Raw genomic sequence first — 21,552 nt, forward strand, 5'->3', positions numbered from 1 at the left:
CTAAACTTCCATCTTGGCCGCTCCTTCAGCGGCCAGTTTTTCATTTTGACACCCTTTTATCCAGAAGCTACCCACCCATGACGATAGCAACACCTGCCGCGTCGGCCAGCGACGCCCAAGCGCCTTTCTTGCTGATTGATCAGCTGGTCAAGGAATTCGATGGCGTGCGCGCCGTCGATGGTATTTCCGTGACGATCAACAAGGGCGAGATCTTCGCCCTGCTCGGCAGTTCAGGTTGCGGCAAGTCGACCCTGCTGCGCATGCTGGCCGGTTTCGAGACGCCGACCTCGGGGCGCATCGCCCTGGCGGGCAACAGCATCGTCGACGTGCCGCCGCACCAGCGGCCCATCAACATGATGTTCCAGTCGTACGCGCTGTTTCCCCACCTGTCCGTGTGGGACAACATCGCCTTCGGCCTGCGCCGCGACGGCCTGCCGAAAGCGGAAGTGGCGGCGCGGGTCGAGCAGATGCTGGCGCTGGTGCAGCTGGGCCAATACGCGAAGCGCAAGCCGCATCAGTTGTCGGGCGGCCAGCAGCAGCGCGTGGCGCTGGCGCGCAGCCTGGCCAAGCGGCCGCAATTGCTGCTGCTCGACGAGCCGCTGGGCGCGCTGGATAAAAAGCTGCGCGAACGCACGCAGATGGAACTGGTCAACATCATCGAGCAGGTGGGCGTGACCTGCGTGATGGTCACGCACGACCAGGACGAGGCCATGAGCATGGCCACGCGCATCGCCGTCATGAGCGAAGGGCGCATCCTGCAGGTGGGCGCGCCCGGCGAAATCTACGAGACGCCGAACTGCCGCTTCGTGGCCGACTTCATCGGCAGCGTCAACCTGTTCGATGGCCGCATCACGCAGGACGAACCCGATCACGTGGTGATCGACACGCCCGACGGCCGCCACTATGTCGCGCATGGCATCACGGGCAACCTCGGCATGGATGTCTCGGTGGCCGTGCGCCCCGAAAAGATTGGCATCCAGATCGCGCCGCCCGCTTTGGAAGAGCGGGCTTCGCCGGCGGAACACGGCTACAACTGCGCCCAGGGCGTGATCGTCGCCATGGCGTATTTTGGCAATGAAACGAGCTACCACGTGCGCCTCGACAGCGGGACGGTGGTGAAAGTCTCGCGCACCAACGCGGCCCGCCACGACGCCGCGCGTCTCGAGCGCGAACAGCGCGTGTGGGTGTGGTGGGATGGCGCCGACATCGTCGTGCTGACCAGCTGAGGCCATCATGACATCCTTCCTGCAATCGCTGCGCCACTTCGTCACTTTGCGCTGGCTCACGGGCCGTAACGCCGTCATCGCCGTGCCCTCGCTGTTCCTGACGGCCGCTTTTCTGGTGCCCTTCCTGATCGTGCTGCGCATCAGCCTGTCCGACATGGATACGGCGGGCAGCCCCTTCGGCGGCTTGCTGTCGTACGCCGACGGCATCGTCGTGCTGAAGGTCAAAATCGCCAACTACCTGTTCATCGCCGCCGATGAACTGTATCTGCTCACCTACCTCAGTTCCATCAAGTACGCGGCCATCACCACCGCCATCTGCCTCTTGATCGGCTATCCGTTCGCCTACTTCATGGCGCGCGCCAGGCCGGCCATTCGTCCCGTGCTGATGATGCTGGTGATGCTGCCGTTCTGGACTTCCTTCCTGCTGCGCGTGTATGCGTGGAAGGGCATCCTGGCCAACCACGGCCTGCTCAACGACCTGCTTATCGCGCTGGGCGTGGTGAGCGAACCGCTGCACATGATGAATACCTCGTTCTCGCTGGTGGTCGGCATGGTGTACGCCTATCTGCCTTTCATGATCCTGCCCCTGTACGCCAACCTGGTCAAGATGGACATGCGCTTCCTGGAAGCGGCGGCCGACCTGGGCGCCACGCCTTTGCAGGCGTTCTGGCGCATCACCGTGCCCCTGTCGAAGTCGGGCATCATCGCCGGCGCCATGCTGGTGTTCATTCCGTCCGTCGGCGAGTACGTGATTCCCGAGCTGCTGGGCGGCCCGGAAACCCTGATGATCGGCAGGGTGCTGTGGGATGAATACTTCACGAACAACGACTGGGCCATGGCGTCGTCCGTGACGGTGCTGGTGGTCCTGCTGATCCTCGTGCCAATGGCCATTTTTAACAAATACAAGACCGACCAGGACGCGGAGGAGCGCACATGAACGGACGGACCTTTTTGCAGCGCTGGTTCGGGCGCGGCTGGCTCTCGCTCGGCTATCTGTTCCTGTACCTGCCCATCATCGTGCTGATCGTCTTTTCGTTCAACAGTTCGCGCCAGGACATGGTGTGGAGCGGCTTTTCGCTGCGCTGGTACAGCGAGTTGATGAGCGATGCGGAGATCATCTCGGGCTTCGGTTTATCCCTGAAGATCGCCTTCATGTCGGCCACCTCGTCCGTCATCCTCGGCACGTTTGCCGCTTTTGCCTTGAGCAGCTATCAGCGCTTCCGTGGCCGCACCTTGTTTTCGTCCATGGTCAGCGCGCCGCTGGTGATGCCGGAAGTGATCATCGGCCTGTCCCTGCTGCTGATGCTGGTGTCCATGCAAAAGGTCTTCGGCTTTCCCGAGCGGGGCGTGCTGACCATCTGGCTCGGACACACCCTGCTGGGCATGGCATATGCGGCCGTGGTGGTGCAGTCGCGCCTGCAGGAAATGAGCAAATCGCTGGCCGAGGCGGCGATGGACCTGGGCTGCCGCGCGCACCAGGTGTTCTTCCTCGTGACGCTGCCGAACATCACGCAGGCGCTGGCCTCGGCATGGCTGCTGACGTTCACCCTGTCGCTCGACGACGTGGTGCTGTCGGCTTTCCTGTCCGGCCCCGGTTCGACGACGATGCCGCTGGTGATCTTCTCGCGCGCGCGCCTGGGGCTCGATCCGCGCGTGAATGCCATCGCCGCGCTGACCATCCTGGTGGTGACGCTCGCCGTGATCGCGTATGCCGTGATGCTGGCGCGCAGCGACCGCCAGCGCCGCAAGCAGATGTCTGCGGCCTATTCGCTGGAAAAGGAGTAGGCTGACTCTTTTACTTGTCAGGAGACGACCATGACGGAAAACACCAGCTGGCATGCACGGGCCGCAGAGATCAAGATCGATGGGCGCGCTTTCATCAACGGCGGGCGGGTCGCGGCCAGGTCCGGCCAGACCTTCGACAATCTGTCGCCCATCGACGGGCGCTCGCTGGGGCAGGTGGCGCGCTGCGATGGCGCCGACGTCGAGGCGGCCGTGCAGGCCGCGCGCGCCGCCTTCGACGACCGCCGCTGGTCCGGTAAATCGCCGGCGCAACGCAAGCGGATATTGATCAAGTTCGCCGACCTGGTGCAGAAGTACGGTCCCGAGCTGGCCCTGCTGGAAACCCTGGACATGGGCAAACCGATCAAATACAGCCAGAGCGTGGACGTGGGCGCCACGGCCAACTGCCTGCGCTGGTATGGCGAGGCGATCGACAAGGTCTACGATGAAATCGCACCGACGCCCGCCAACAGCCTGGCCCTGATCACGCGCGAGCCGGTGGGCGTCGTCGCCGCCATCGTGCCGTGGAACTACCCGATGATCATGGCCGCCTGGAAGATCGCGCCCGCCCTGGCGGCCGGCAACAGCGTGATACTGAAACCGTCTGAAAAATCGCCGTTGACGGCGCTGCGCCTGGCCGACATCGCGCTGGAAGCGGGCGTGCCGGCGGGCGTCTTTAACGTGCTGCCCGGCTACGGCAACGAGGCCGGCGCCGCGCTGGCGCTGCACATGGACGTCGATTGCATCGGCTTTACGGGTTCCACGCGCACGGGAAAATTGATCGTGCAGATGGCGGGCCAGTCGAATTTGAAACGGGCGTGGACGGAACTGGGCGGCAAGTCCGCCAACATCGTGTGCGCCGATTGCCCGGACCTGGACAAGGCCGTGGCCGCCGCCGTCGGCTCCATCTTTTTCAACCAGGGCGAAAGCTGCAATGCGCCATCGCGGCTGTTCGTGGAAGAATCGATCAGGGAAGAATTCATCGCCAAGGCGCTGGCCATGCTGCCCCGCTTCCAGCCCGGCGATCCGCTCGATGAAGCCACCGTCATGGGCGCCATCGTCGACGCCACGCAGATGCAAACGGTGATGGGCTATATCGCGTCCGGCAAGAGCGAAGGCGCGCAGCTGCTCGGCGGCGGCGAGGCCGTGCGCGCGGAGACTGGCGGCTACTACGTGCAGCCCACCATCTTCGGCGTGGATGCGGGCATGACGATCGCGCGCGAAGAGATTTTCGGACCTGTGCTGTCCGTGCTGGGCTTTACGGATATCGCCGAGGCGGTAAAGCAGGCCAACGCCACGCCCTACGGCTTGCAGGCGGCCGTGTGGACCTCGGATATCACCAAGGCGATCCAGACGTCGCGCGCCCTGCGCGCGGGCACCGTGCACGTCAACCAGTACGACGGCGACGATATCACCGTGCCGTTCGGCGGCTACAAGCAGTCGGGCAACGGGCGCGACAAGTCGCTCCATGCGCTGGATAAATATACGGAGCTGAAGACGACCTGGATACAGGTGGGGTAGGGTTTGCTGTGGTGTTGTCGGATTACGGCCTGCGGCCTCGGCGGCCCCGCCTAATCCGACCTACCCGGCTGTCGGGTTACGCTGCGCTAACCCGACCTACGGCATCAAACAGAGACCCACGGCAACAAATAGAGCGTAGGTCGGCTTAGCGCGCAGCGCGTAAGCCGACATAAACCAGCCGGCATGCGGCACATGACATCAGAAGCAGTGTTCCAGCGCCGGGAAGCTGCCATCCTTGACGGCTTTGACATAGCCGGTGACGGCGTCGTCGATGCTGGCCGCGCCTTCCATGAAGTTGCGCACGAAGCGCGCCTTGCGACCTGGGAAGACGCCCAGCATGTCGTGCATGACCAATACCTGGCCCGAGCAGTCGGGACCGGCGCCGATGCCGATGGTGGGGATCGTCAGCATCTCGGTGACTTCCTTGCCCAGCTGCGACGGCATGGCTTCCATCAGCACGATGGCGGCGCCCGCGTTTTGCAGCACCAGCGCGTCGTTTTTCAGTTCCGCGGCGCTTTCCGTGCTCTTGCCCTGCACTTTATAGCCGCCCAGCTGGTGCACGGATTGCGGCGTCAGCCCGATGTGGGCGCAGATGGGGATGCCACGCTCGGTGAGAAAACGGACGGTCTCGGCCAGCCAGGCGCCGCCTTCGATCTTGATCATGTGCGCACCCGCCTGCATCAGGATGACGGCGTTGGCGTACGCCGTTTCAGGCGTGCCGTAGGCGCCGAACGGCAAGTCGGACATGATCATGGCCGACTTGCTGCCGCGCGCGACGGACGCCGTGTGGTAAGCCAGTTCGGCCACGGTGACGGGCAGGGTGGAGTTCAGGCCGTTGCAGACCATGCCGAGCGAATCGCCGATCAGCAGGATCTCCACGCCGCAGCGGTCCATCAGCGACGCGAAGCTGGCGTCATAGCAGGTCAGCATGGAGATCTTTTCGCCGGCGGCGCGCAACGTGGCCAGGGTATGGATGGTCACGGCCTTGTTGGCGACAGGCTTGGATGGCGCCGGTGCCGGTGTGGTGGCCTTGTCTTTTGCGGCCAGATCTGTTCCTTGCAAATAAGCGGACATAGGTATTCTCTAAAGTGAAAGGGGGGTGATGCTATTGCGACGCCGCTAGTGTAGTACTTTATATGGCGGCGTGCAGGGGCGGCATTGTAGAGCAATGCCGCGCGGCGCTCAGAGCTGGCTGATGGCCTGGTCGGCCACGCCCGCCAGGTAGGCTTGCGCCGGGCCGAGGCCGGGCACGACGATGGCTGGCGCCAGGGCCAGCAGCGGCACCAGCACGAAGGCGCGCTCGGTGAGGCGCGGATGCGGTACCGTCAGGGTGGCGCTGGCGATCTGTTCATCGCCGTACAGCAGCAAATCCAGGTCCAGGGTGCGCGGGGCGTTGCGGTAAGGGCGCTCGCGCCCATGCGCCGCCTCGATGGCGTGCAGGGCCTGCAGCAGTTCCTCCGCCGGCAAGGTGGTCGCGATGCGCGCCACGGCGTTGATGTAGTCGTCGCCGCTGGAGTCGATGGGCGCCGTGCGGTAGCTGGCCGAGGCGTCCAGCAAGCTGGCGCCGGGCAGGCGCGCCAGGCGCGCGAGCGCATCCTGCACATTCGCGCGCGCGTCGCCCAGGTTGGCGCCGATGCCGATGTAAGCGGTGACCGTCATTATTCGCCGCTGGTGCTGCCGGTGGTGCTGCCGCCACCCGTCTTGCTGCGCGTGCTGCGGCGCGGCGGGCGCTTCTTCTTGACGGCGCCCGGCGCGGCATTGGCGCTGACGAGCAGCGCTTCGCGCGTTTCCTCGTCGCCTTCATAAAAGGCCGTCCACCATACACCGATGTCCGCGTCGATCTCGCCCGAGGCGCAGCGCAGCAGCAGGAAGTCGTAGCCGGCGCGGAAGCGCAGGTGCTCGAGCAGTTTGTACGGCGCCTTGCCGACGCGGCGTTCGAAGCGGGGCTGCATCGACCAGATGTCGCGCATGTCGGAGCCGATCTTGCGCTGCAAGGCCAGTTTTTCCGTCTGCGAGTCGAGCACGTCGTCGGCCGCCAGGTGCAGCGCGGGAATCGTCGATTCGCCGGCGGCGCGGTAGGCCGTCCATTTTTCCAGCACCTGGTGCCACAGCAGCGAGGCAAACAAAAAACCCGGCGAGACGGTCTTGCCGGCGGCGATGCGGGCGTCCGTGGCGTCCAGCGCCAGGGTGACGAATTTCGCGCCCAGCGGCTGCTCCAGCACTACGTCGAGCAGCGGCAGCAGACCGTGATGCAAGCCTTCCTTGCGCAGCTGCTGCAGGCAGGCCAGCGCATGGCCGCTCATCAGGAGTTTGAGCATTTCGTCGAATACGCGCGGCGCCGGCACGTTGTTGATCAGCGGCGCCATGACGGGAATCGGCGCGGCCGTATGCGGCTCGATGGTGAATTTCAGCTTGGCGGCGAAGCGCACCACGCGCAGCATGCGCACGGGGTCTTCGCGGTAGCGCTCTTCCGGCTTGCCGATCATGCGCAGGGTCTTGGCGCGGATGTCTTCCACGCCGCCGTGGTAATCGAGCACTTCCTGCGTGGCCGGGTTGTAGTACATGGCGTTGATGGTGAAGTCGCGGCGCAGCGCATCTTCGTGCTGCAGACCGAAGGTGTTGTCGCGCAGGACGCGGCCATGTTCATCCTTGGGTGCGGAATCGGCGCCGGCGCCGCGGAAAGTCGTCACTTCCAGCAAATCCTGGCCGAACATCACGTGCACGATCTGGAAGCGCTTGCCGATGATGAAGGCGCGGCGGAACAATCGCTTGACCTGTTCCGGCGTGGCGTTGGTGGCGATGTCGAAGTCCTTGGGTTTGACGCCCAGCAGCAGGTCGCGCACGGCGCCGCCGACGACAAAGGCCTCGAAGCCCGCTTCCTGCAGGCTGCTGGTGACGCGGATGGCATTCGACGATACCAGTTTCGGGTCGATTCCGTGTTGCGCAGGACCGAGCACGATGGGTGCCGTGGTGTCGCGCGCTGCCTCTTTTTTAACGCCGAGGATCTTGCGGATGAATTTTTTAATCATTGAATAAGTGGAGTGATGGCCAGCCGTGGAGGGATGCGTGTGCGCTCAAAGCGGTGTTGGGGTTGGTCGCGACCGGGTGGGTCACGACGGACATCAGCGGAATGTCATTGTGGGAATCGCTGTAGAAGTACGTGCGCTCGAAGTCACCCATGGTCTTGCCCAGCTTTTCCAGCCAGGCATGGGTGTGGGTCAGCTTGCCCGCGCCCAGGGTGGGGGTGCCGTCAATTCGGCCCGTGAAATTGCCTTCGCCGTCCAGTTCCGGCATGGCCGCGATCAGATGCTCGACGCCCAGCGCATCGGCGATGGGCTTGGCGATGAAATGGTTGGTGGCCGTGACGATGGCCACCAGGTCGCCCGCATCGCGGTGTTGCTGCAGTAGCGCCAGCACCGACGGCAGGATGGCCGGCTTGATCACTTCATCCATGTATTGCAGGTGCAGCTGATCCAGCTGCTGGCGTGGAAATTTCGACAGCGTGCCGAGCACGAACTCCAGGTATTCGACGGCGTCGAGCGTGCCGGCTTTGTACTGTTCGTAAAAGTCAGCGTTACGGCGGGTATACGACGTGCCGTCGATCAGGCCGGTGCGTACCATGAAATTACCCCACTCATTGTCCGAGTCGATGGGCAGCAGGGTGTGGTCGAGGTCAAACAGGGCCAGATTCATCATTCTTTCGCTTCCGCCTGCAGCAACTCGCGCAACAATGGCAAGGTGATCGGGCGTTGGGTTTCAAGGGAGTAGAGGTCGAGAGAGTCCAGCATCGTCGACAACGAACGCATGTCGCGCCGGAAATGGGACAGTAGATAGGGTAACACGCCCGGCGACAAGGTCAAGCCGCGGGTGGTGGCTGCCTGGGTCAGGGCGGCGATTTTTTCATCGTCGGTCAAGCCGTGGATCTGGTAGATCAGGCCCCAGCCCATGCGCGTGCGCAAGTCTTCGCGCACGGGCAGCACGGCAGGCGGCACGGCGCCGCTGCACACCATGAACGCCTTGTTGGCGCGGATTTCATTGAACAGGGCAAAGGCATCGATCTGCGCCAGCGGCGAGAGCTTTTCGCAGTCGTCGAGCAGGTACAGGTCGACGTCGGGCGAATACACGAATTCGGACTCGATCGAGAATGGCGAAATGTAGCGCGCGCGCTCGGTGCTGGCCAGGGCCTTGAGCAGGTGGCTCTTGCCGGCGGCCAGTTCGCCCCACAGGTAGGCAAAATGTTCGCGCGACGTGCGCGCGGCGAACTGGCGCATCAGCTGCGCCACTTCGGCATTCTGTCCCACCTCGAAGGTATCGAGGCTGTGCGCCTGGTCTGTGCCTAAATCGAGCACCAGTTGTTTCATGGCGTACGCCTTGTCCTGTTTTTCATTACTGCATGTGCATCGTGGTATTGCTAGGTTGATATGATATCCGCTTTTACTAGGTATTATAGAAGCTGCTGGAGAGGTAGTGGCGTCTTAGATGCTTAAAAGCGACCATCAGGACGGCAGAAGCGGGTAATGCGAGCAAAACGCCGACGAAACCGAACAATTGTCCGAACGCCAGCAAGGCAAAGATCACAGCCAGCGGGTTCAGGCCGATGCGCTCGCCGACCAGGCGCGGCGTGAGGAAAAAGCCTTCGATGACCTGGCCGCAGCCATAGATGACGGCCACGGCGATGACGCCGCTCCAGTCGGCAAATTGCAGCAGGGCGGCGATCAGCGCCAGCATCAGGCCCAGGCCGAAGCCCAGATAGGGGATGAACACCAGCAAGCCCGTAATGATGCCCACAGGCAATGCGACTTCAAAACCGGCGATGGCCAGCGCCACCGAGTAATACGTGGCCAGCACCAGCATGACGAGCAACTGCCCGCGCAGGTATTGCGCCAGCAAGGTGTCGACTTCCTGCGCCATGCCCACCGTGCGGCCGACCCAGCGGCGCGGCACGGCACCGGCGATGCGCGCCAGCATCGGATGCCAGTCCAGCAACAGATAGAACAGCACCACGGGAATCAAGACCACGGTGGCCAGCCAGCCCAGCACGGCCGTGCCGCCGATGCGCGCCGAGGCGAGTACCGTGCTCCAGATTTCATCGCCGCTGGTGGCCATCTGCTGGCTCAGCATGCGCTTGATGCCCGTGCCGTCGAGGCGCACGCGGATGCCCAGGTCGCGCAGTTTCGGCGCCAGCAACTCGTTCGCCTTGCTGAGAAACTGGGGGATTTGCGCCTGCAGCAGCGGGATTTCCTTTTGCAGCACAGGCACGACGATCAGCACGAGCGCCGTAATGGCGAGGAAAAACAACACTACGACGACCAGCACGGCCAGCGGACGGGGCACGTAAAAGCGCCGGTAATGCAGGCGCTGCAAGCGGTCCACGCCGGGATTGAGCACGTAGGCGAGGATGGCGGCGGCCAGGAAGGGTGTCAGGATGGGGCCCAGGCTGACGAGCAGCAGCAAAAATGCCAGCCAGACCGCGATCCAAAATGCTGTTTGCTTCTGTTCGGCGGTGATGGCGAATGGCATGTAGTTTGTGCTGTTGCGTTAAAAAAAGGCAGTTAATTACGAAATGGCGGGGCAGTTTGATAAAATAGCGTCTTGATCGACCGAATTCACCCGCTGGCGCCCTGCCGCACGATGTTGAAAAACATGCTTGCGCGCGCGTGCCGGCGGGTATCCGCCTTCTATTTTACCGCCTCCGCTGCCACCACACCATGAACCAGACTTCTAATGTTTCCCTTTCCTACCGTGACGCTGGCGTCGATATCGACGCGGGCGACGCTTTAGTCGAAGCAATCAAGCCGTTTGCCAAGCGCACCCTGCGCGAAGGCGTGATGGGCGGCCTGGGCGGTTTTGGCGCCATGTTTGAAATCAGCAAGAAGTACAAGGAGCCGGTGCTGGTATCGGGCACCGACGGCGTGGGCACGAAATTGCGCCTGGCGTTCGAACTGAACCGCCACGACACGGTCGGCATCGACCTGGTCGCCATGAGCGTCAACGATATCCTGGTGCAAGGCGCCGAACCGCTGTTCTTCCTCGATTACTTCGCTTGCGGCAAGCTGGACGTGGCCATCGCCACCGACGTCATCAAGGGCATCGCCCAGGGTTGCGAACAAGCGGGCTGCGCGCTGATCGGCGGCGAAACGGCGGAAATGCCGAGCATGTACCCGGCCGGCGAATACGACCTGGCAGGTTTTGCCGTCGGCGCCGTGGAAAAATCGAAAATCATCGACGGCACCAAGATCGCCCCGGGCGACGTGGTGCTGGGCCTGGCCTCGTCGGGCGTGCACTCGAACGGTTACTCGCTGGTGCGCAAGATCATCGAAGTGGCGAAGCCGGACCTGGAAGGCGACTTCCATGGCCGCAAACTGGCCGACGTGCTGATGCAGCCAACGCGCATCTACGTCAAGCCGCTGCTGGCGCTGATGGACGCCATGGAAGTCAAGGGCATGGTGCACATCACCGGCGGCGGCCTGGTGGAAAACATCCCGCGCGTGCTGCAGCCTGGCCTGGTGGCCGAACTGGACTCGAAGGCATGGACCATGCCGCCGCTGTTCACGTGGCTGCAACAGCACGGCGGCGTGGCTGACGCCGAGATGCACCGCGTCTTCAACTGCGGCATCGGCATGACCGTCATCGTCGCGCAGGAAAATGCCGATGCCGCCATCGCGCAATTGCAGGCGGCCGGCGAAACCGTCTCGCGCATCGGCACCATCCGCGCCCGCATGGGCGACGAGCACCAGACGATTGTTATCTAAGCTGTAGCTTGAACAAGAAAGGCAGGCACTCGCGAGAGGCCTGCCTTTTTTTACGCCCGGATGTCTACCGCGCGTGCGCCGTCTTCATGCCCCCTTCCGGTTGCGAACCACCCCTGCCGATCATGGCCACGCTGACGGCCGAGACGAGGGAGGCGAACAGGATGTAGCCGACGATATGCCATGGCTCGCCGTTGCCCGTCTTGAGCAGGTAGGTGGCGATGATGGGCGTCAGGCCGCTGGCGAAGATGCCGGAGAACTGGTACACGAAGGAGATGCCCGTGTAGCGCACCCTGGCGTCGAACAGGTCGCAGAACAGGGCCGCTTCCGGGCCGTACACGGCCGAATACAGCACGCCCAGCGGAATGATCACGGAACACCACAGCAGCAGCGGATTGCCGGCGTGGTTGAGCATGATCCAGAAGGCGGGAATGGCCGACACGCCCGTGATCAAGGAACCCCAGAAAAACACCTTGCTGCGGCCGATGCGGTCCGACAGGCGGCCGAAGAAGGGGATGCAAAAGCACATCACGACGGCCGACGCCATCACGCCCATCAGCGCTTCCGTGCGGTCGATCTTGATGGTGTTGGTCAGATAGGTGATGGAAAACACGCCGAAGATATTGAAGAACACGCCATCGATATAGCGCGCGCCCATGCCCTTCAAGACATTGCCCGGATAGCGTTTCAAGAGGTCGACAAACGGGATCTGCGTCTCCGCATTCTTTTCCTTGACGGCCTGGAACTCGGGCGTTTCCATCACGTTCAGGCGTATCCACATGCCGATGAAGACGAGGGCCGCCGACAGGATGAAGGCCACGCGCCAGCCCCAGGATAAAAACTGCGCATCCGTCAGGCTGTAGGACAAAATCGCCACCACGCCGGACGCGAGGCACAGGCCGATGGCCAGGCCGATCTGCGGCAGGCTGGCATAGAAGCCGCGCTCCTTTGGCGGCGCATATTCATACGCCATCAGCACGGCGCCGCCCCATTCGCCACCGAGACCGATGCCTTGCAGCACGCGCAGGAACAGCAGCAGGCCCGGCGCCCAGTAGCCGATGTGCTCATAGGTGGGCAGCACGCCGATCAGGAAAGTGGAAATCCCCATGATCATCAGGGTCATGACCAGCATGCTCTTGCGGCCGATCTTGTCGCCGAAGTGGCCGAAGATCACGCCGCCGATGGGGCGCGACAGAAAGCCCACGGCAAAGGTGCCGTAGGCCAGCATGGTCGAGACGAGCGGATCGCCGCCCGGGAAATACAGTTTGCTGAACACGATGCCGGCGACGACGCCGTATAAAAAGAAGTCGTACCACTCGATGGTGGCGCCGATCACGCTGGCCATCACCACTTTCCGCAGCTCTTGGGCTTTTTTCGGATTGCTGGGATTGTTGTCCATATCTAGTCTCCAATCGATATCGATTATGTGTTTTTTCTGATGCCAGGCTTGTCGCCGGGTCATTGGAGGCGGGGCCGTCTGCCCGCCGCTGACATCCTCCTTGCCGGGAATGGAATGGGTGGGTCAGGCCGCCTGCGGCAGCCGCACGGCGTCCGCCAGGATCATGTCGGCCGCTTTTTCGGCGATCATGATGGTGGGCGCATTCGTATTGCCCGAGACGATTTCCGGCATGATCGACGCATCGACGACGCGCAGGTTCTGCATGCCGTGCACGCGCAAGCGGTCGTCGACGACGGCCATGGCGTCGTGGCCCATCTTGCAGGTGCCGCTCGGGTGGTAGATCGACTGGCTGAAGCGGCGCGCCGCGTCCAGCAATTCCGCGTCCGTCTCGAACTGCGGGCCGGGCACGAATTCCTCGATGATGTGCTGCGCCAGCGACGGCGCGGCGGCGATCTTGCGGGCCACGCGCAGGGCGGCGATCGCCGTCTGCTGGTCGCGCGGGTCGGACAGATAGTTCGGGTAAATGCCCGGATAGGCGAGGGGATCGGCGGACTTGATCGACACGTGGCCGCGGCTGTGCGGGCGCAGCTGGCACACGGACGACGTGAACGCGGAAAACGGATGCGCGCCTTCGCCCGGCTTGTCGGCGCTCAGCGGCTGCATGTGGAACTGGATGTCGGGCCGCTCCACCTCGGGCGAGGATTTGGTAAACACCGTCACCTGGCTGGCCGCCAGGGTGAGTGGGCCCGAGCGGGAAAACACATATTGCATGCCCACCCACAGCTTGCCCCACAGGCTGTTGACTTCATCGTTCAGGGTTTTTAATCGCGTCTTGAAGACGAGGCGGATTTGCAGATGGTCTTGCAGGTTCTGTCCCACGCCGGGCAAGTCGTGCACCAGCGGCACGCCCACTTCCTCAAGCAGGGAGCGCGGCCCTACGCCCGAGCATTGCAGGATCTGCGGCGAGCCGATGGCGCCCGCGCATAAAATCACTTCGCCGCTGGCGCGCGCCTGGCGCAGCTGGCCATCCTGGCGGAACTCGATGCCGACGGCGCGCTTGCCCTCGAACAGCACGCGTGTGATTTGCGCGCGCACTTCCACGCGCAGGTTGGCGCGCTTGCGGGCGGGGCGCAAAAAGGCCTTGGCCGTGCTCCAGCGCAGCCCCTTGCTGGCCGTCTGCTGGAAGTAGCCGACGCCTTCCTGCGTGGCGCCGTTGTAATCGGCATTGAAGGGGATGCCGCTTTCCGTGGCGCCGGCAATAAAATGTTCGGCGATGGGGCGGCGCAGCCGCAGGTCCGACACTTTTAACGGGCCGCCCACGCCGTGGTAATCGCTGGCGCCGCGTTCCTGGTCTTCCGATTTCTTGAAATAGGGCAGCACCTCGGCATAGCTCCAGCCGGCGTTGCCCAGTTCGGCCCAGCGGTCATAGTCCTCTTTTTGCCCGCGCACGTACAGCAGGCCGTTGAGCGAGCTGGAGCCGCCCAGCACCTTGCCGCGCGGCCATTGCAACTGGCGCCCGGCGATGCCGGCGTCGGCCTCCGTGCGGTAGCACCAGTCCAGCTTCGGGTCGTGCATGGTCTTGAAATAACCGACCGGCACGTGGATCCAGGGATTGTTGTCCTTGCCGCCCGCTTCCAGCAGCAGGACCTGATGATTGCTGTCGTGCGACAGGCGGTTGGCCAGCACGCAGCCGGCCGAACCGGCGCCGACAACGATGTAATCGTAGTGTGTTTGCAACATGGTGCTTGTCTCCTGCGTTGCGGTATCAGCTTGCCTCGGCGGGCGTTTTTTGCGATACACTGGTCTTTATTGATTATTTTTTGGAACGTCTGGTTCCATTTATAAAAGACGTGCAGCACGGGGACAAGCGGAAACCGCCGCATACGCGAGAGGTGAAACAGAACATGCATGATGCGTTTCAAAAACGGCCGGCCGAGGCCGCGGAGGGAGATCAAGCGGGCAGCCCTGCGGGTACCAGCGTGGCGGCCAGCCATGGCGACGAGGCGCGCGGCTTGCGCGTGCTGCGCCTGATCGAGCACCTGGCCAGTGCCAGCCAGCCCTTGACCTTGTCGCAGCTGGCCGCGCGCATGCAGGTGCCCAAGGCCAGCATGATGCGCCTGCTCGATACCCTGGAGCAATATGGCTATGTGCTGCGCACGCCCGTGGGGCGCGGCTATGTGCCCGGTGCGGCGTCCACCAACCTGGCGCTGGCGACCTTGCGCAACAATGCCCTGATCCGCGTCAGCCGCAGTATCCTGGGCAGCCTGGTGGCGGCCACGGGCGAGACCTGCAATCTGGCGATTCCCGAAGGCAATGCCATCGTGTATGTGGACAGGGTGGAAACGCAGGAACCGCTGCGCCTGCACCTGGTGCTGGGCACGCGCGCACCCATGCATTGCACGGCCAGCGGCAAGCTGTTTTTGGCGCACATGACCTTGCTGGAGCGGCGCGAGCTGCTGGCCATGCTGACGCTGGAAGCGCGCACGCCGAAAAGCGTCACGGATCCCGTCTTGCTCGAACGCGAGATCGTGCGCATCGCCCGGCTCGGCATCGGCATCGACGACGAGGAATTCGTGCACGGCATGGTGGCCGTAGCCGTGCCCATCTGCGCGGCCGACGGGCGCATCGTGGCGGCCGTCGCCTGCCACGCGCCCGTGGCAAGAAAGTCCGTGGAGCAGCTGCTGCAGCACGTGCCGCAGCTCAAGGAGGCGGCCGTCAAGCTGCGGCCGCTATTGCTGGCGGAAAACAGTTAAGGCTTGAGCACCTTCGCCACCTTGGCCGCCCGCAATCGGAACGCGTCGGGCATGCCGGAGCCCAGCAGCGGGCGCAGATACAGGCGGAAGGCATCGGTCACATCGGTGCCGCTTGCGCTGATGAACTCGTCTTCCATGGTGCGCGTCTTGCCCGCCACGTCGGACAGCGGCAGCAATTCGTAATCGACGGAATAAAAGCCCGTGCGCTTGATGGCAACAGAGCCGTCGCGCTCGCCCCACATGGCGAACTGCACCGCCTTCTCGCCCACTTCGCGCGCCTCGCGCTGGTCGACGTCGGAGACGCAGCCGATGAAGGAGCGCTGCAGATAGCCGAAGGTATCGCCGCGCACGCGCTTGATGCCGAGCTTGGCCTTGATCTCGTCGCACAGCAGGTCGGCCAGCGCGCCCGTGCCCGACAATTGCACATTGCCGTGCGCATCGCGTTCCACCTCCTTCGCCAGCAAGCTGGCGATCGGTTCGCCCGACGCGTCGTGGATGCCTTCCGAGACGGCGATCACGCAGCGGCCATACTGTTCATAGGCGGCCTTCACGTCGGCAAGGAAGTTTTCCAGCACGAAGACGCGCTCGGGGAGGTAGATCAGGTGCGGTCCATCGTCGGGGAACTTCTTGCCCAGCGCCGAGGCGGCCGTCAGGAAGCCCGCGTGGCGGCCCATCACCACGCCCACGTAGACGCCGGGCAAGGCCGCGTTGTCGAGGTTGGCGCCGGCGAACGCTTGCGCGACGAAGCGCGCGGCCGAGGGAAAACCGGGCGTGTGGTCGCTGCCCACCAGGTCGTTGTCGATGGTTTTCGGGATGTGGATGCAGCGCAGCGGATAGCCGGCCTTGTGCGCTTCCTCGCTGACGATGCGCACCGTGTCGGACGAGTCGTTGCCGCCGATGTAAAAGAAGTGCTCGATCTCGTGCGCGCGCAGCACTTCGAAGATTTGCTGGCAGTAGGCGATATCGGGCTTGTCGCGCGTGGAGCCGAGCGCCGAGGACGGCGTGGCCGCCACCAGTTCCAGGTTGTGGCTGGTTTCCTGCGTCAGATCGACAAATTCCTCGTTGACGATGCCGCGCACGCCGTGCAGCGCGCCGTACACGCGCGTGACGTGCTGAAAACGCCGCGATTCGAGCACCACGCCCACCAGCGACTGGTTGATGACGGCGGTCGGGCCGCCTCCCTGGGCGACAAGAATTTTTCCAGACGGCATGGGATGTCCTCGTAAGTAAAGCGGCCCTCCAGCCTACTCCTTTTTTGCGGCGGCGCTGTTTTTTTCGGTATTCATTCCGGCGCGCGTATATGCTCGACCAGTCCCGTGCTGCGGCGTCCCGGCTTTGGTGTCAGCCAGCTGACCAGCACGGCCGCGGCCAGGCCGGCCGGCACGCCGAAGATGCCGGCGGAAATGGGGGCGATATGGAACCATTGACCGCTGGCATTGCCTCCCAGCATGGTGCTCGTATGCAGCATGTAGTACAGGCAGACGCCAAAGCCCGTCAGCATGCCGGCCAGCGCGCCCTGGTGGTTGGCGCGTTGCCAGAAGACCCCCAGCACCAGCGGCGGGAACAGGGTCGAGGCGGCCAGGGAAAACGCCACGCCCACCAGCGACAGGATGTCCGCCGGCTTTTGCGAGGCCGCATAGGCGGCGATGAAGGCCACGGCCAGCAGCAGCAGTTTGGAAATCGTCACGCGCTTTTGCGTCGAGGCGCTGGGATCGACCACCTTGTAATACACGTCGTGCGACAGGGCGTTCGAGATGGCCAGCAGCAAGCCATCGGCCGTCGACAGGGCGGCGGCCAGGCCGCCGGCCGCCACCAGGCCGGAAATCACGTAGGGCAGGCCGGCGATCTCGGGCGTTGCCAGCACCAGCACGTCGGCGTCGATGGAAATTTCCGCCAGTTGCACGATGCCGTCGCGGTTGACGTCGACGATGCTGATCAGGGGACTGAGCTTGTCCACATTGGCCCAGTACGACACCCAGGTGGGCAGGTTCGCGTATTGCGTGCCCACCAGTGCCGAGTAAATATCGTACTTGACCAGCACGGCCAGCGCGGGAATCGTGAGATAGATCAACAGGATGAAAAACAGGGTCCAGAACACGGACACGCGCGTTTCGTGCACGGACGGCGTGGTGTACGATCGCATGAGGATATGCGGCAGGGCGGCCGTGCCCAGCATCATGCAAAACACGATGGCCAGGAAATTGTTGCGCTTGATATCGGATTGCTCGCGGTCGGCGGCGGGAAACGGTTGCGCGTGCGGAATGATCGGTTCGGCGCGTTTCTGGTTTTGCGCCTGCGCCGCCTGCCACAGCGCGCGTGCCTCGTCGGGGCTTTTGGGATAGGCGATCAGGTAGCGCTCCGCGTTGCGGATGTCAAACAGCGAGGTATTGCGTTGGCGCAAACTATCGAGCTGGCGCTGGGCCGCCAGGCGGCCTTGCTCCCAGGAGCCGGGCAAGCCGTCGATGCGCGCCTGGTAGCTTTGCGCGCGCTGGCGGAAGATGGCGCGCACTTCGTTTTCTTTCGGGTCCGTTTCCAGCACGTGTTCGCGCGCGCTCAGTTGCGGCAGCACCTTGCCATAGGCGAGCTGCGGCACGGGATTGTCCGCATGCTTGACCGACAGCCACATGGCGGGAATCAAGAAGGCGACGAGGATGATGATGTACTGCGCCACCTGCGTCCAGGTGATGGCGCGCATGCCGCCCAGAAAGGAGCAGACGAGGATGCTGGCCAGCCCCAGGAAAATGCCGACGGAAAAATCCACACCTGTGAAGCGCGAGGCGATCAGGCCGACGGCGTAGATCTGCGCCACGACATAGGTAAACGACACGATGATGGTGGCGGCCACGGCCACCACGCGCACGCTGGCGCCCCGCTTGTCGCTGCCGCTGCCGTAGCGCGCGGCGAGGAAGTCGGGAATCGTGTATTGGCTGAACTTGCGCAGGTAGGGCGCGATCAATAGCGCCACCAGGCAGTAGCCGCCCGTCCAGCCCATGATGAAGGCCAGGCCGTCGAAGCCGTTCAGGTACAGGCCGCCCGCCAGGCTGATGAAGCTGGCGGCCGAAATCCAGTCGGCGGCCGTGGCCATGCCGTTGAACATGGCCGGCACCCGGCGCCCCGCCACATAGTATTCGGTGACGTTCGAGGTGCGGCTGATGACGCCGATGGTGGCGTACAGGGTGATGGTGACGAGCATGAACAGGTAGCCGATCCACGCGCGCGGCATGCCTTCCTGTTCCAGGACCGACAGGGCCAGCAGGAATGCGGCGAAACCGGCGGTAAACAGCAGGTAGTAGCGGCACAGGCGCGCAAAGAAGCTGCGCTGGCCGTTCATGCTTGCTCCTCGGCATGGAAGGCGCGGTCCAGGCGGCGCATGCGCCAGGCATAGAAGGCGATGATGGCCAGGTAGACCAGCGAGGCACCCTGGGCCGCCATATAGAAGGGCAGCGGCCAGCCGAACAGGTTCAGGTGCAGCAGTTCGCGCGCATAAAACACGGTCAAAAAGCCCGTCAGCAGCCAGACCAGCAGCAGGATGGCCGTCAGGCGCCGCGTCTTGCGCCAGTGCACGTCGCGGCGCGCCTGCAGTTCGGGGCTGGGCGCGCGCGCCGGCTGCAGCGGCGCCGCGGGAAGGCTGGGCTTATCCATACGTGATGTTGTCCTCTTCTGGCGCTTCCGGCAACAGCAGGGCGATGCTCAGGCGCAGCAGAGTGCCTGGCAACTTCGGCGAAGTGGCGCGCGGATTGTTAAAAATATCGACTTCGGCGCCATGCTGCTGCGCAATCTCACGCACGATGGCAAGGCCCAGGCCGCTACCGTCGACATTGCTGCCAAGAATGCGGTAAAAGCGCTCGAACACGTGCGCCCGTTCTGCCGGCGCAATGCCGGGCCCCGTATCTTCCACTTCCAGGATGGCCAGTTCCAGGGTGCTGCGCACGCGCACCGTGACGCTGCCGCCGGCCGGCGTGTAGCGCAGGGCATTGTCGATCAGATTGCTCAGCAGCTCGCGCAGCATCATGGCATTGCCGGAAATCATGATCGAATACGCGGGCTGTTCGAAGCCCAGGTCGATATGCTGGGCAAACGAAGCTTGCACCCAGTCTTGCACCACGCCGCGCGCCAGCTCGCTCAACTCGATCGGCTCGAACGCCGTGCCCGCTTGCGGCTGGTTTTCCGCACGCGCCAGGGCCAGCAGCTGGTTGACCAGGCGCGTGGCCGCTTCCGAACTTTTCGCCAGTTGCAGCAGCGAGCGGTGGATCTCGTCGTGGTCGGTCTGGCGCAGGGCCAGCTCCGATTGCATGCGCATGCCGGCCAGCGGCGTTTTCATCTGGTGCGCGGCATCGGCGATGAAGCGTTTCTGCATGTCGATCGACAGCGACAGGCGTGCCAGCATCTCGTTGAGCGAACCGACCAGCGGCGTGATTTCCTCGGGCACCTGGCCCGATTCGATGGGAGATAAATCGTCGGGCGGGCGGGCGCGTATGCGTTCCTGCAATTGCGCCAGCGGCGACAGGCCGCGCGCCAGGGCAAACCAGACCAGGGCCAGGATCACGGGCAGGATGATGAACTGCGGCAAAATCACGCCCTTGATGATCTCATTGGCCAGCTGGGCGCGCTTTTCCAGCGTCTCGGCCACCTGCACCAGCGCGCGCTGCGCTTCATCGTCGTTGCCGGAAGGAATGTCGAGATAGCTGAACGCCACGCGCACGGGCGTGCCGTGGATGTTGTCGTTGCGAAACAGCACCATGCCGCTGCGGTATTTGTCGGGGTCCTGCGGCGGCGGCAAGTCGCGGTCGCCGTCGAGGTATTCGCCGCGCGGACCCACCACCAGGTAATACAGGGTGTCGACGTCGTCGCCGCGCAGGAAGTCGCGGCCCTTGTTATTGCTGTTCTTGTCCGGCACGCGGCGCAGCAGCGCGCCGTCGGCCTGCTTGACCTGTTGCGTCAGCACGGTGACGCTGTCTTCCAGCGCATGATCGAACGGCTGATTGGCGATGCCCTTGGCCACCAGATAGGTGATGGCGATGCTCATCGGCCACAGCAGCAGCAGGGGCGCCAGCATCCAGTCGAGGATTTCACCGAACAGCGAATGCTCGATGGTGTCGTCCTGTTCCGTCGTGGGCGGCTCGAACCAGTCGTCGTCCGGCTCGTCCGCTGGCGCCTCGCGCGCTTTCACTTGCTGGCGGACCCGCTGGCCGGGGCTGCCGACTCGCCCGCTTCGGCGTTCAGGCGCGCCGCTTCCGAGTATTTTTCCAGGCAATAGCCGAGGCCGCGCACGGTGGCGATGCGCACGCCGCCCACCTCGATCTTCTTGCGCAGGCGGTGCACATACACTTCGATGGCGTTGTTCGACACTTCCTCGCCCCATTCGCACAGGTGGTCGACCAGCTGTTCTTTCGAAACGAGGCGGCCGGTGCGGCCCAGCAGGATTTCCAGCAAGCCCAGTTCACGCGCCGACAGGTCGAGCATCTGGTCGTTGATGTAGGCGCTGCGCCCCACCTGGTCGTAGCTGAGGGGGCCATGCTTGATGATGGTGGCGCCGCCGCCGGCGCCGCGGCGCGTCAGGGCGCGCACTCTTGCCTCCAGTTCCGACAAGGCGAACGGCTTGGCCATATAATCGTCGGCACCGAGGTCGAGGCCATTCACGCGTTGTTCGATGGAATCGGCGGCCGTCAGGATCAGCACGGGCAGCAGCGAGGCGCGCGCGCGCAGGCGGCGCAGCACTTCCAGCCCGGACATCTTCGGCAGGCCCAGGTCGAGGATCAGCAAGTCGAATTCCTGGGTGGACAGGGCCGTATCGGCTTCCTGCCCATTTTTGACGCAGTCGATGGCATAGCCCGACTGGCGCAGCGAACGGGTCAGGCCATCGGCCAGCACGCTGTCATCTTCGGCAAGTAAAATACGCATGGTGAGACTTCCTCGGCTTGCGGCATAGAAGCTTGTATTGTGTTTCATTTCCCGCAAGGTGGCGAGTTTTTGTGAAAAACCAGGGTTGTATTGATCTGTTTCAAAACAAATCCACGTTCCGCTTGCATTGATCACTGTTTTTTTATACAGTACTGTCTGTGTAAAGAATTTAACCCACTGGCGCTATCGCAGGCTGCACGGTTCACGTAGATGCGTCACGT

The 21,552-nt window shown here is 63.6% G+C and carries 19 protein-coding genes; 6 read left to right on the top strand and 13 right to left on the bottom strand.

The features are described from left to right. Positions 1 to 77: 77 nt before the first annotated feature. The 4 genes from CBW66_RS08205 to CBW66_RS08220 are packed head-to-tail and all read left to right on the top strand — an operon-like array spanning position 78 to position 4,529. A complete protein-coding gene (locus tag CBW66_RS08205; protein ID WP_086137896.1) occupies positions 78 to 1,226 on the top strand; it encodes an ABC transporter ATP-binding protein in 1,149 nt (382 codons plus the stop codon). Between the two features lie 7 nt (positions 1,227 to 1,233). Continuing rightward, a complete protein-coding gene (locus CBW66_RS08210) occupies positions 1,234 to 2,163 on the top strand; it encodes an ABC transporter permease subunit (protein ID WP_086137897.1) in 930 nt (309 codons plus the stop codon). Beyond that, positions 2,160 to 3,011, top strand: a complete 852-nt coding sequence (locus CBW66_RS08215) for an ABC transporter permease (protein WP_086137898.1) — start codon at positions 2,160 to 2,162, stop codon at positions 3,009 to 3,011. The genes CBW66_RS08210 and CBW66_RS08215 overlap by 4 nt, the downstream gene beginning before the upstream one ends. Before the next feature lie 30 nt (positions 3,012 to 3,041). Next, on the top strand, positions 3,042 to 4,529 hold the full coding sequence (locus CBW66_RS08220; protein ID WP_086137899.1) for an aldehyde dehydrogenase: 1,488 nt from the start codon (positions 3,042 to 3,044) through the stop codon (positions 4,527 to 4,529). A 198-nt stretch (positions 4,530 to 4,727) separates the two neighbouring features. On the opposite strand, the gene panB is transcribed toward CBW66_RS08220, so the two are convergent. From panB to CBW66_RS08250, 6 genes are all read right to left on the bottom strand, one after another. After that, positions 4,728 to 5,603: a 3-methyl-2-oxobutanoate hydroxymethyltransferase gene (panB, locus tag CBW66_RS08225; protein WP_170932981.1), complete on the bottom strand. Its 876-nt coding sequence runs from the start codon at positions 5,601 to 5,603 to the stop codon at positions 4,728 to 4,730. A 108-nt stretch (positions 5,604 to 5,711) separates the two neighbouring features. Beyond that, on the bottom strand, positions 5,712 to 6,188 hold the full coding sequence (gene folK, locus CBW66_RS08230) for a 2-amino-4-hydroxy-6-hydroxymethyldihydropteridine diphosphokinase (protein ID WP_086137900.1): 477 nt from the start codon (positions 6,186 to 6,188) through the stop codon (positions 5,712 to 5,714). After that, positions 6,188 to 7,558, bottom strand: coding sequence for a polynucleotide adenylyltransferase PcnB (gene pcnB / locus CBW66_RS08235; protein ID WP_086137901.1), 1,371 nt, complete (start codon positions 7,556 to 7,558; stop codon positions 6,188 to 6,190). Before pcnB ends, folK begins: the two co-directional genes overlap by 1 nt. Further along, positions 7,551 to 8,222 carry an HAD family phosphatase gene (locus CBW66_RS08240; RefSeq protein ID WP_086137960.1) on the bottom strand — a complete coding sequence of 224 codons (672 nt, stop codon included), beginning with the start codon at positions 8,220 to 8,222 and terminating at the stop codon, positions 7,551 to 7,553. The genes pcnB and CBW66_RS08240 overlap by 8 nt, the downstream gene beginning before the upstream one ends. Beyond that, positions 8,222 to 8,890: a DnaA regulatory inactivator Hda gene (hda, locus tag CBW66_RS08245; RefSeq protein ID WP_058048421.1), complete on the bottom strand. Its 669-nt coding sequence runs from the start codon at positions 8,888 to 8,890 to the stop codon at positions 8,222 to 8,224. Before hda ends, CBW66_RS08240 begins: the two co-directional genes overlap by 1 nt. Positions 8,891 to 8,966: 76 nt before the next feature. After that, a complete protein-coding gene (locus tag CBW66_RS08250; RefSeq protein WP_086137902.1) occupies positions 8,967 to 10,049 on the bottom strand; it encodes an AI-2E family transporter in 1,083 nt (360 codons plus the stop codon). Between the two features lie 188 nt (positions 10,050 to 10,237). Between CBW66_RS08250 and purM the strand changes: the two genes are divergently transcribed. Beyond that, positions 10,238 to 11,281, top strand: coding sequence for a phosphoribosylformylglycinamidine cyclo-ligase (gene purM, locus CBW66_RS08255; protein ID WP_086137903.1), 1,044 nt, complete (start codon positions 10,238 to 10,240; stop codon positions 11,279 to 11,281). 64 nt (positions 11,282 to 11,345) lie between these two features. Here purM and CBW66_RS08260 read toward each other — a convergent pair whose 3' ends face one another. Together CBW66_RS08260 and CBW66_RS08265 are read right to left on the bottom strand one after the other, a co-directional pair. Beyond that, positions 11,346 to 12,677, bottom strand: a complete 1,332-nt coding sequence (locus CBW66_RS08260; protein ID WP_086137904.1) for an MFS transporter — start codon at positions 12,675 to 12,677, stop codon at positions 11,346 to 11,348. 123 nt (positions 12,678 to 12,800) lie between these two features. Then, positions 12,801 to 14,417 (bottom strand): GMC family oxidoreductase, encoded by a 1,617-nt coding sequence (locus CBW66_RS08265; protein WP_086137905.1) that lies wholly within the window; start codon positions 14,415 to 14,417, stop codon positions 12,801 to 12,803. Positions 14,418 to 14,581: 164 nt separating this feature from the next. On the opposite strand from CBW66_RS08265, the gene CBW66_RS08270 reads away from it, so the two are divergent. After that, positions 14,582 to 15,430 (top strand): IclR family transcriptional regulator, encoded by an 849-nt coding sequence (locus CBW66_RS08270; RefSeq protein WP_086137906.1) that lies wholly within the window; start codon positions 14,582 to 14,584, stop codon positions 15,428 to 15,430. On the opposite strand, the gene CBW66_RS08275 is transcribed toward CBW66_RS08270, so the two are convergent. The 5 genes from CBW66_RS08275 to CBW66_RS08295 all read right to left on the bottom strand — a co-directional run bounded on the left by CBW66_RS08275 (position 15,427) and on the right by CBW66_RS08295 (position 21,331). Beyond that, positions 15,427 to 16,641 carry a 6-phosphofructokinase gene (locus CBW66_RS08275; RefSeq protein ID WP_086137907.1) on the bottom strand — a complete coding sequence of 405 codons (1,215 nt, stop codon included), beginning with the start codon at positions 16,639 to 16,641 and terminating at the stop codon, positions 15,427 to 15,429. The genes CBW66_RS08270 and CBW66_RS08275 overlap by 4 nt on opposite strands. Positions 16,642 to 16,712: 71 nt before the next feature. Continuing rightward, positions 16,713 to 18,761: a sodium:solute symporter family protein gene (locus CBW66_RS08280; RefSeq protein ID WP_086137908.1), complete on the bottom strand. Its 2,049-nt coding sequence runs from the start codon at positions 18,759 to 18,761 to the stop codon at positions 16,713 to 16,715. Continuing rightward, positions 18,758 to 19,072 (bottom strand): DUF4212 domain-containing protein, encoded by a 315-nt coding sequence (locus CBW66_RS08285; RefSeq protein ID WP_086137909.1) that lies wholly within the window; start codon positions 19,070 to 19,072, stop codon positions 18,758 to 18,760. The genes CBW66_RS08280 and CBW66_RS08285 overlap by 4 nt, the downstream gene beginning before the upstream one ends. Then, positions 19,065 to 20,600 carry a sensor histidine kinase gene (locus tag CBW66_RS08290; RefSeq protein ID WP_230492087.1) on the bottom strand — a complete coding sequence of 512 codons (1,536 nt, stop codon included), beginning with the start codon at positions 20,598 to 20,600 and terminating at the stop codon, positions 19,065 to 19,067. The genes CBW66_RS08285 and CBW66_RS08290 overlap by 8 nt, the downstream gene beginning before the upstream one ends. Next, positions 20,597 to 21,331: a response regulator transcription factor gene (locus CBW66_RS08295; protein ID WP_070220391.1), complete on the bottom strand. Its 735-nt coding sequence runs from the start codon at positions 21,329 to 21,331 to the stop codon at positions 20,597 to 20,599. Before CBW66_RS08295 ends, CBW66_RS08290 begins: the two co-directional genes overlap by 4 nt. Positions 21,332 to 21,552: the final 221 nt, after the last annotated feature.

The organism is Janthinobacterium sp. GW456P (genome assembly GCF_002127655.1).
In the GTDB taxonomy this organism is placed as follows: Bacteria; Pseudomonadota; Gammaproteobacteria; order Burkholderiales; family Burkholderiaceae_D; genus Janthinobacterium.

What these genes read in the sequence shown, in the direction of transcription:
- CBW66_RS08205 (WP_086137896.1), top strand. Translation starts at nt 78, where the DNA reads ATGACGATAGCAACACCTGCCGCGTCGGCCAGCGACGCCCAAGCGCCT.
- CBW66_RS08210 (WP_086137897.1), top strand. Translation starts at nt 1,234, where the DNA reads ATGACATCCTTCCTGCAATCGCTGCGCCACTTCGTCACTTTGCGCTGG.
- CBW66_RS08215 (WP_086137898.1), top strand. Translation starts at nt 2,160, where the DNA reads ATGAACGGACGGACCTTTTTGCAGCGCTGGTTCGGGCGCGGCTGGCTC.
- CBW66_RS08220 (WP_086137899.1), top strand. Translation starts at nt 3,042, where the DNA reads ATGACGGAAAACACCAGCTGGCATGCACGGGCCGCAGAGATCAAGATC.
- panB (WP_170932981.1), bottom strand. Translation starts at nt 5,603, where the DNA reads ATGTCCGCTTATTTGCAAGGAACAGATCTGGCCGCAAAAGACAAGGCC.
- folK (WP_086137900.1), bottom strand. Translation starts at nt 6,188, where the DNA reads ATGACGGTCACCGCTTACATCGGCATCGGCGCCAACCTGGGCGACGCG.
- pcnB (WP_086137901.1), bottom strand. Translation starts at nt 7,558, where the DNA reads ATGATTAAAAAATTCATCCGCAAGATCCTCGGCGTTAAAAAAGAGGCA.
- CBW66_RS08240 (WP_086137960.1), bottom strand. Translation starts at nt 8,222, where the DNA reads ATGAATCTGGCCCTGTTTGACCTCGACCACACCCTGCTGCCCATCGAC.
- hda (WP_058048421.1), bottom strand. Translation starts at nt 8,890, where the DNA reads ATGAAACAACTGGTGCTCGATTTAGGCACAGACCAGGCGCACAGCCTC.
- CBW66_RS08250 (WP_086137902.1), bottom strand. Translation starts at nt 10,049, where the DNA reads ATGCCATTCGCCATCACCGCCGAACAGAAGCAAACAGCATTTTGGATC.
- purM (WP_086137903.1), top strand. Translation starts at nt 10,238, where the DNA reads ATGAACCAGACTTCTAATGTTTCCCTTTCCTACCGTGACGCTGGCGTC.
- CBW66_RS08260 (WP_086137904.1), bottom strand. Translation starts at nt 12,677, where the DNA reads ATGGACAACAATCCCAGCAATCCGAAAAAAGCCCAAGAGCTGCGGAAA.
- CBW66_RS08265 (WP_086137905.1), bottom strand. Translation starts at nt 14,417, where the DNA reads ATGTTGCAAACACACTACGATTACATCGTTGTCGGCGCCGGTTCGGCC.
- CBW66_RS08270 (WP_086137906.1), top strand. Translation starts at nt 14,582, where the DNA reads ATGCATGATGCGTTTCAAAAACGGCCGGCCGAGGCCGCGGAGGGAGAT.
- CBW66_RS08275 (WP_086137907.1), bottom strand. Translation starts at nt 16,641, where the DNA reads ATGCCGTCTGGAAAAATTCTTGTCGCCCAGGGAGGCGGCCCGACCGCC.
- CBW66_RS08280 (WP_086137908.1), bottom strand. Translation starts at nt 18,761, where the DNA reads ATGAACGGCCAGCGCAGCTTCTTTGCGCGCCTGTGCCGCTACTACCTG.
- CBW66_RS08285 (WP_086137909.1), bottom strand. Translation starts at nt 19,072, where the DNA reads ATGGATAAGCCCAGCCTTCCCGCGGCGCCGCTGCAGCCGGCGCGCGCG.
- CBW66_RS08295 (WP_070220391.1), bottom strand. Translation starts at nt 21,331, where the DNA reads ATGCGTATTTTACTTGCCGAAGATGACAGCGTGCTGGCCGATGGCCTG.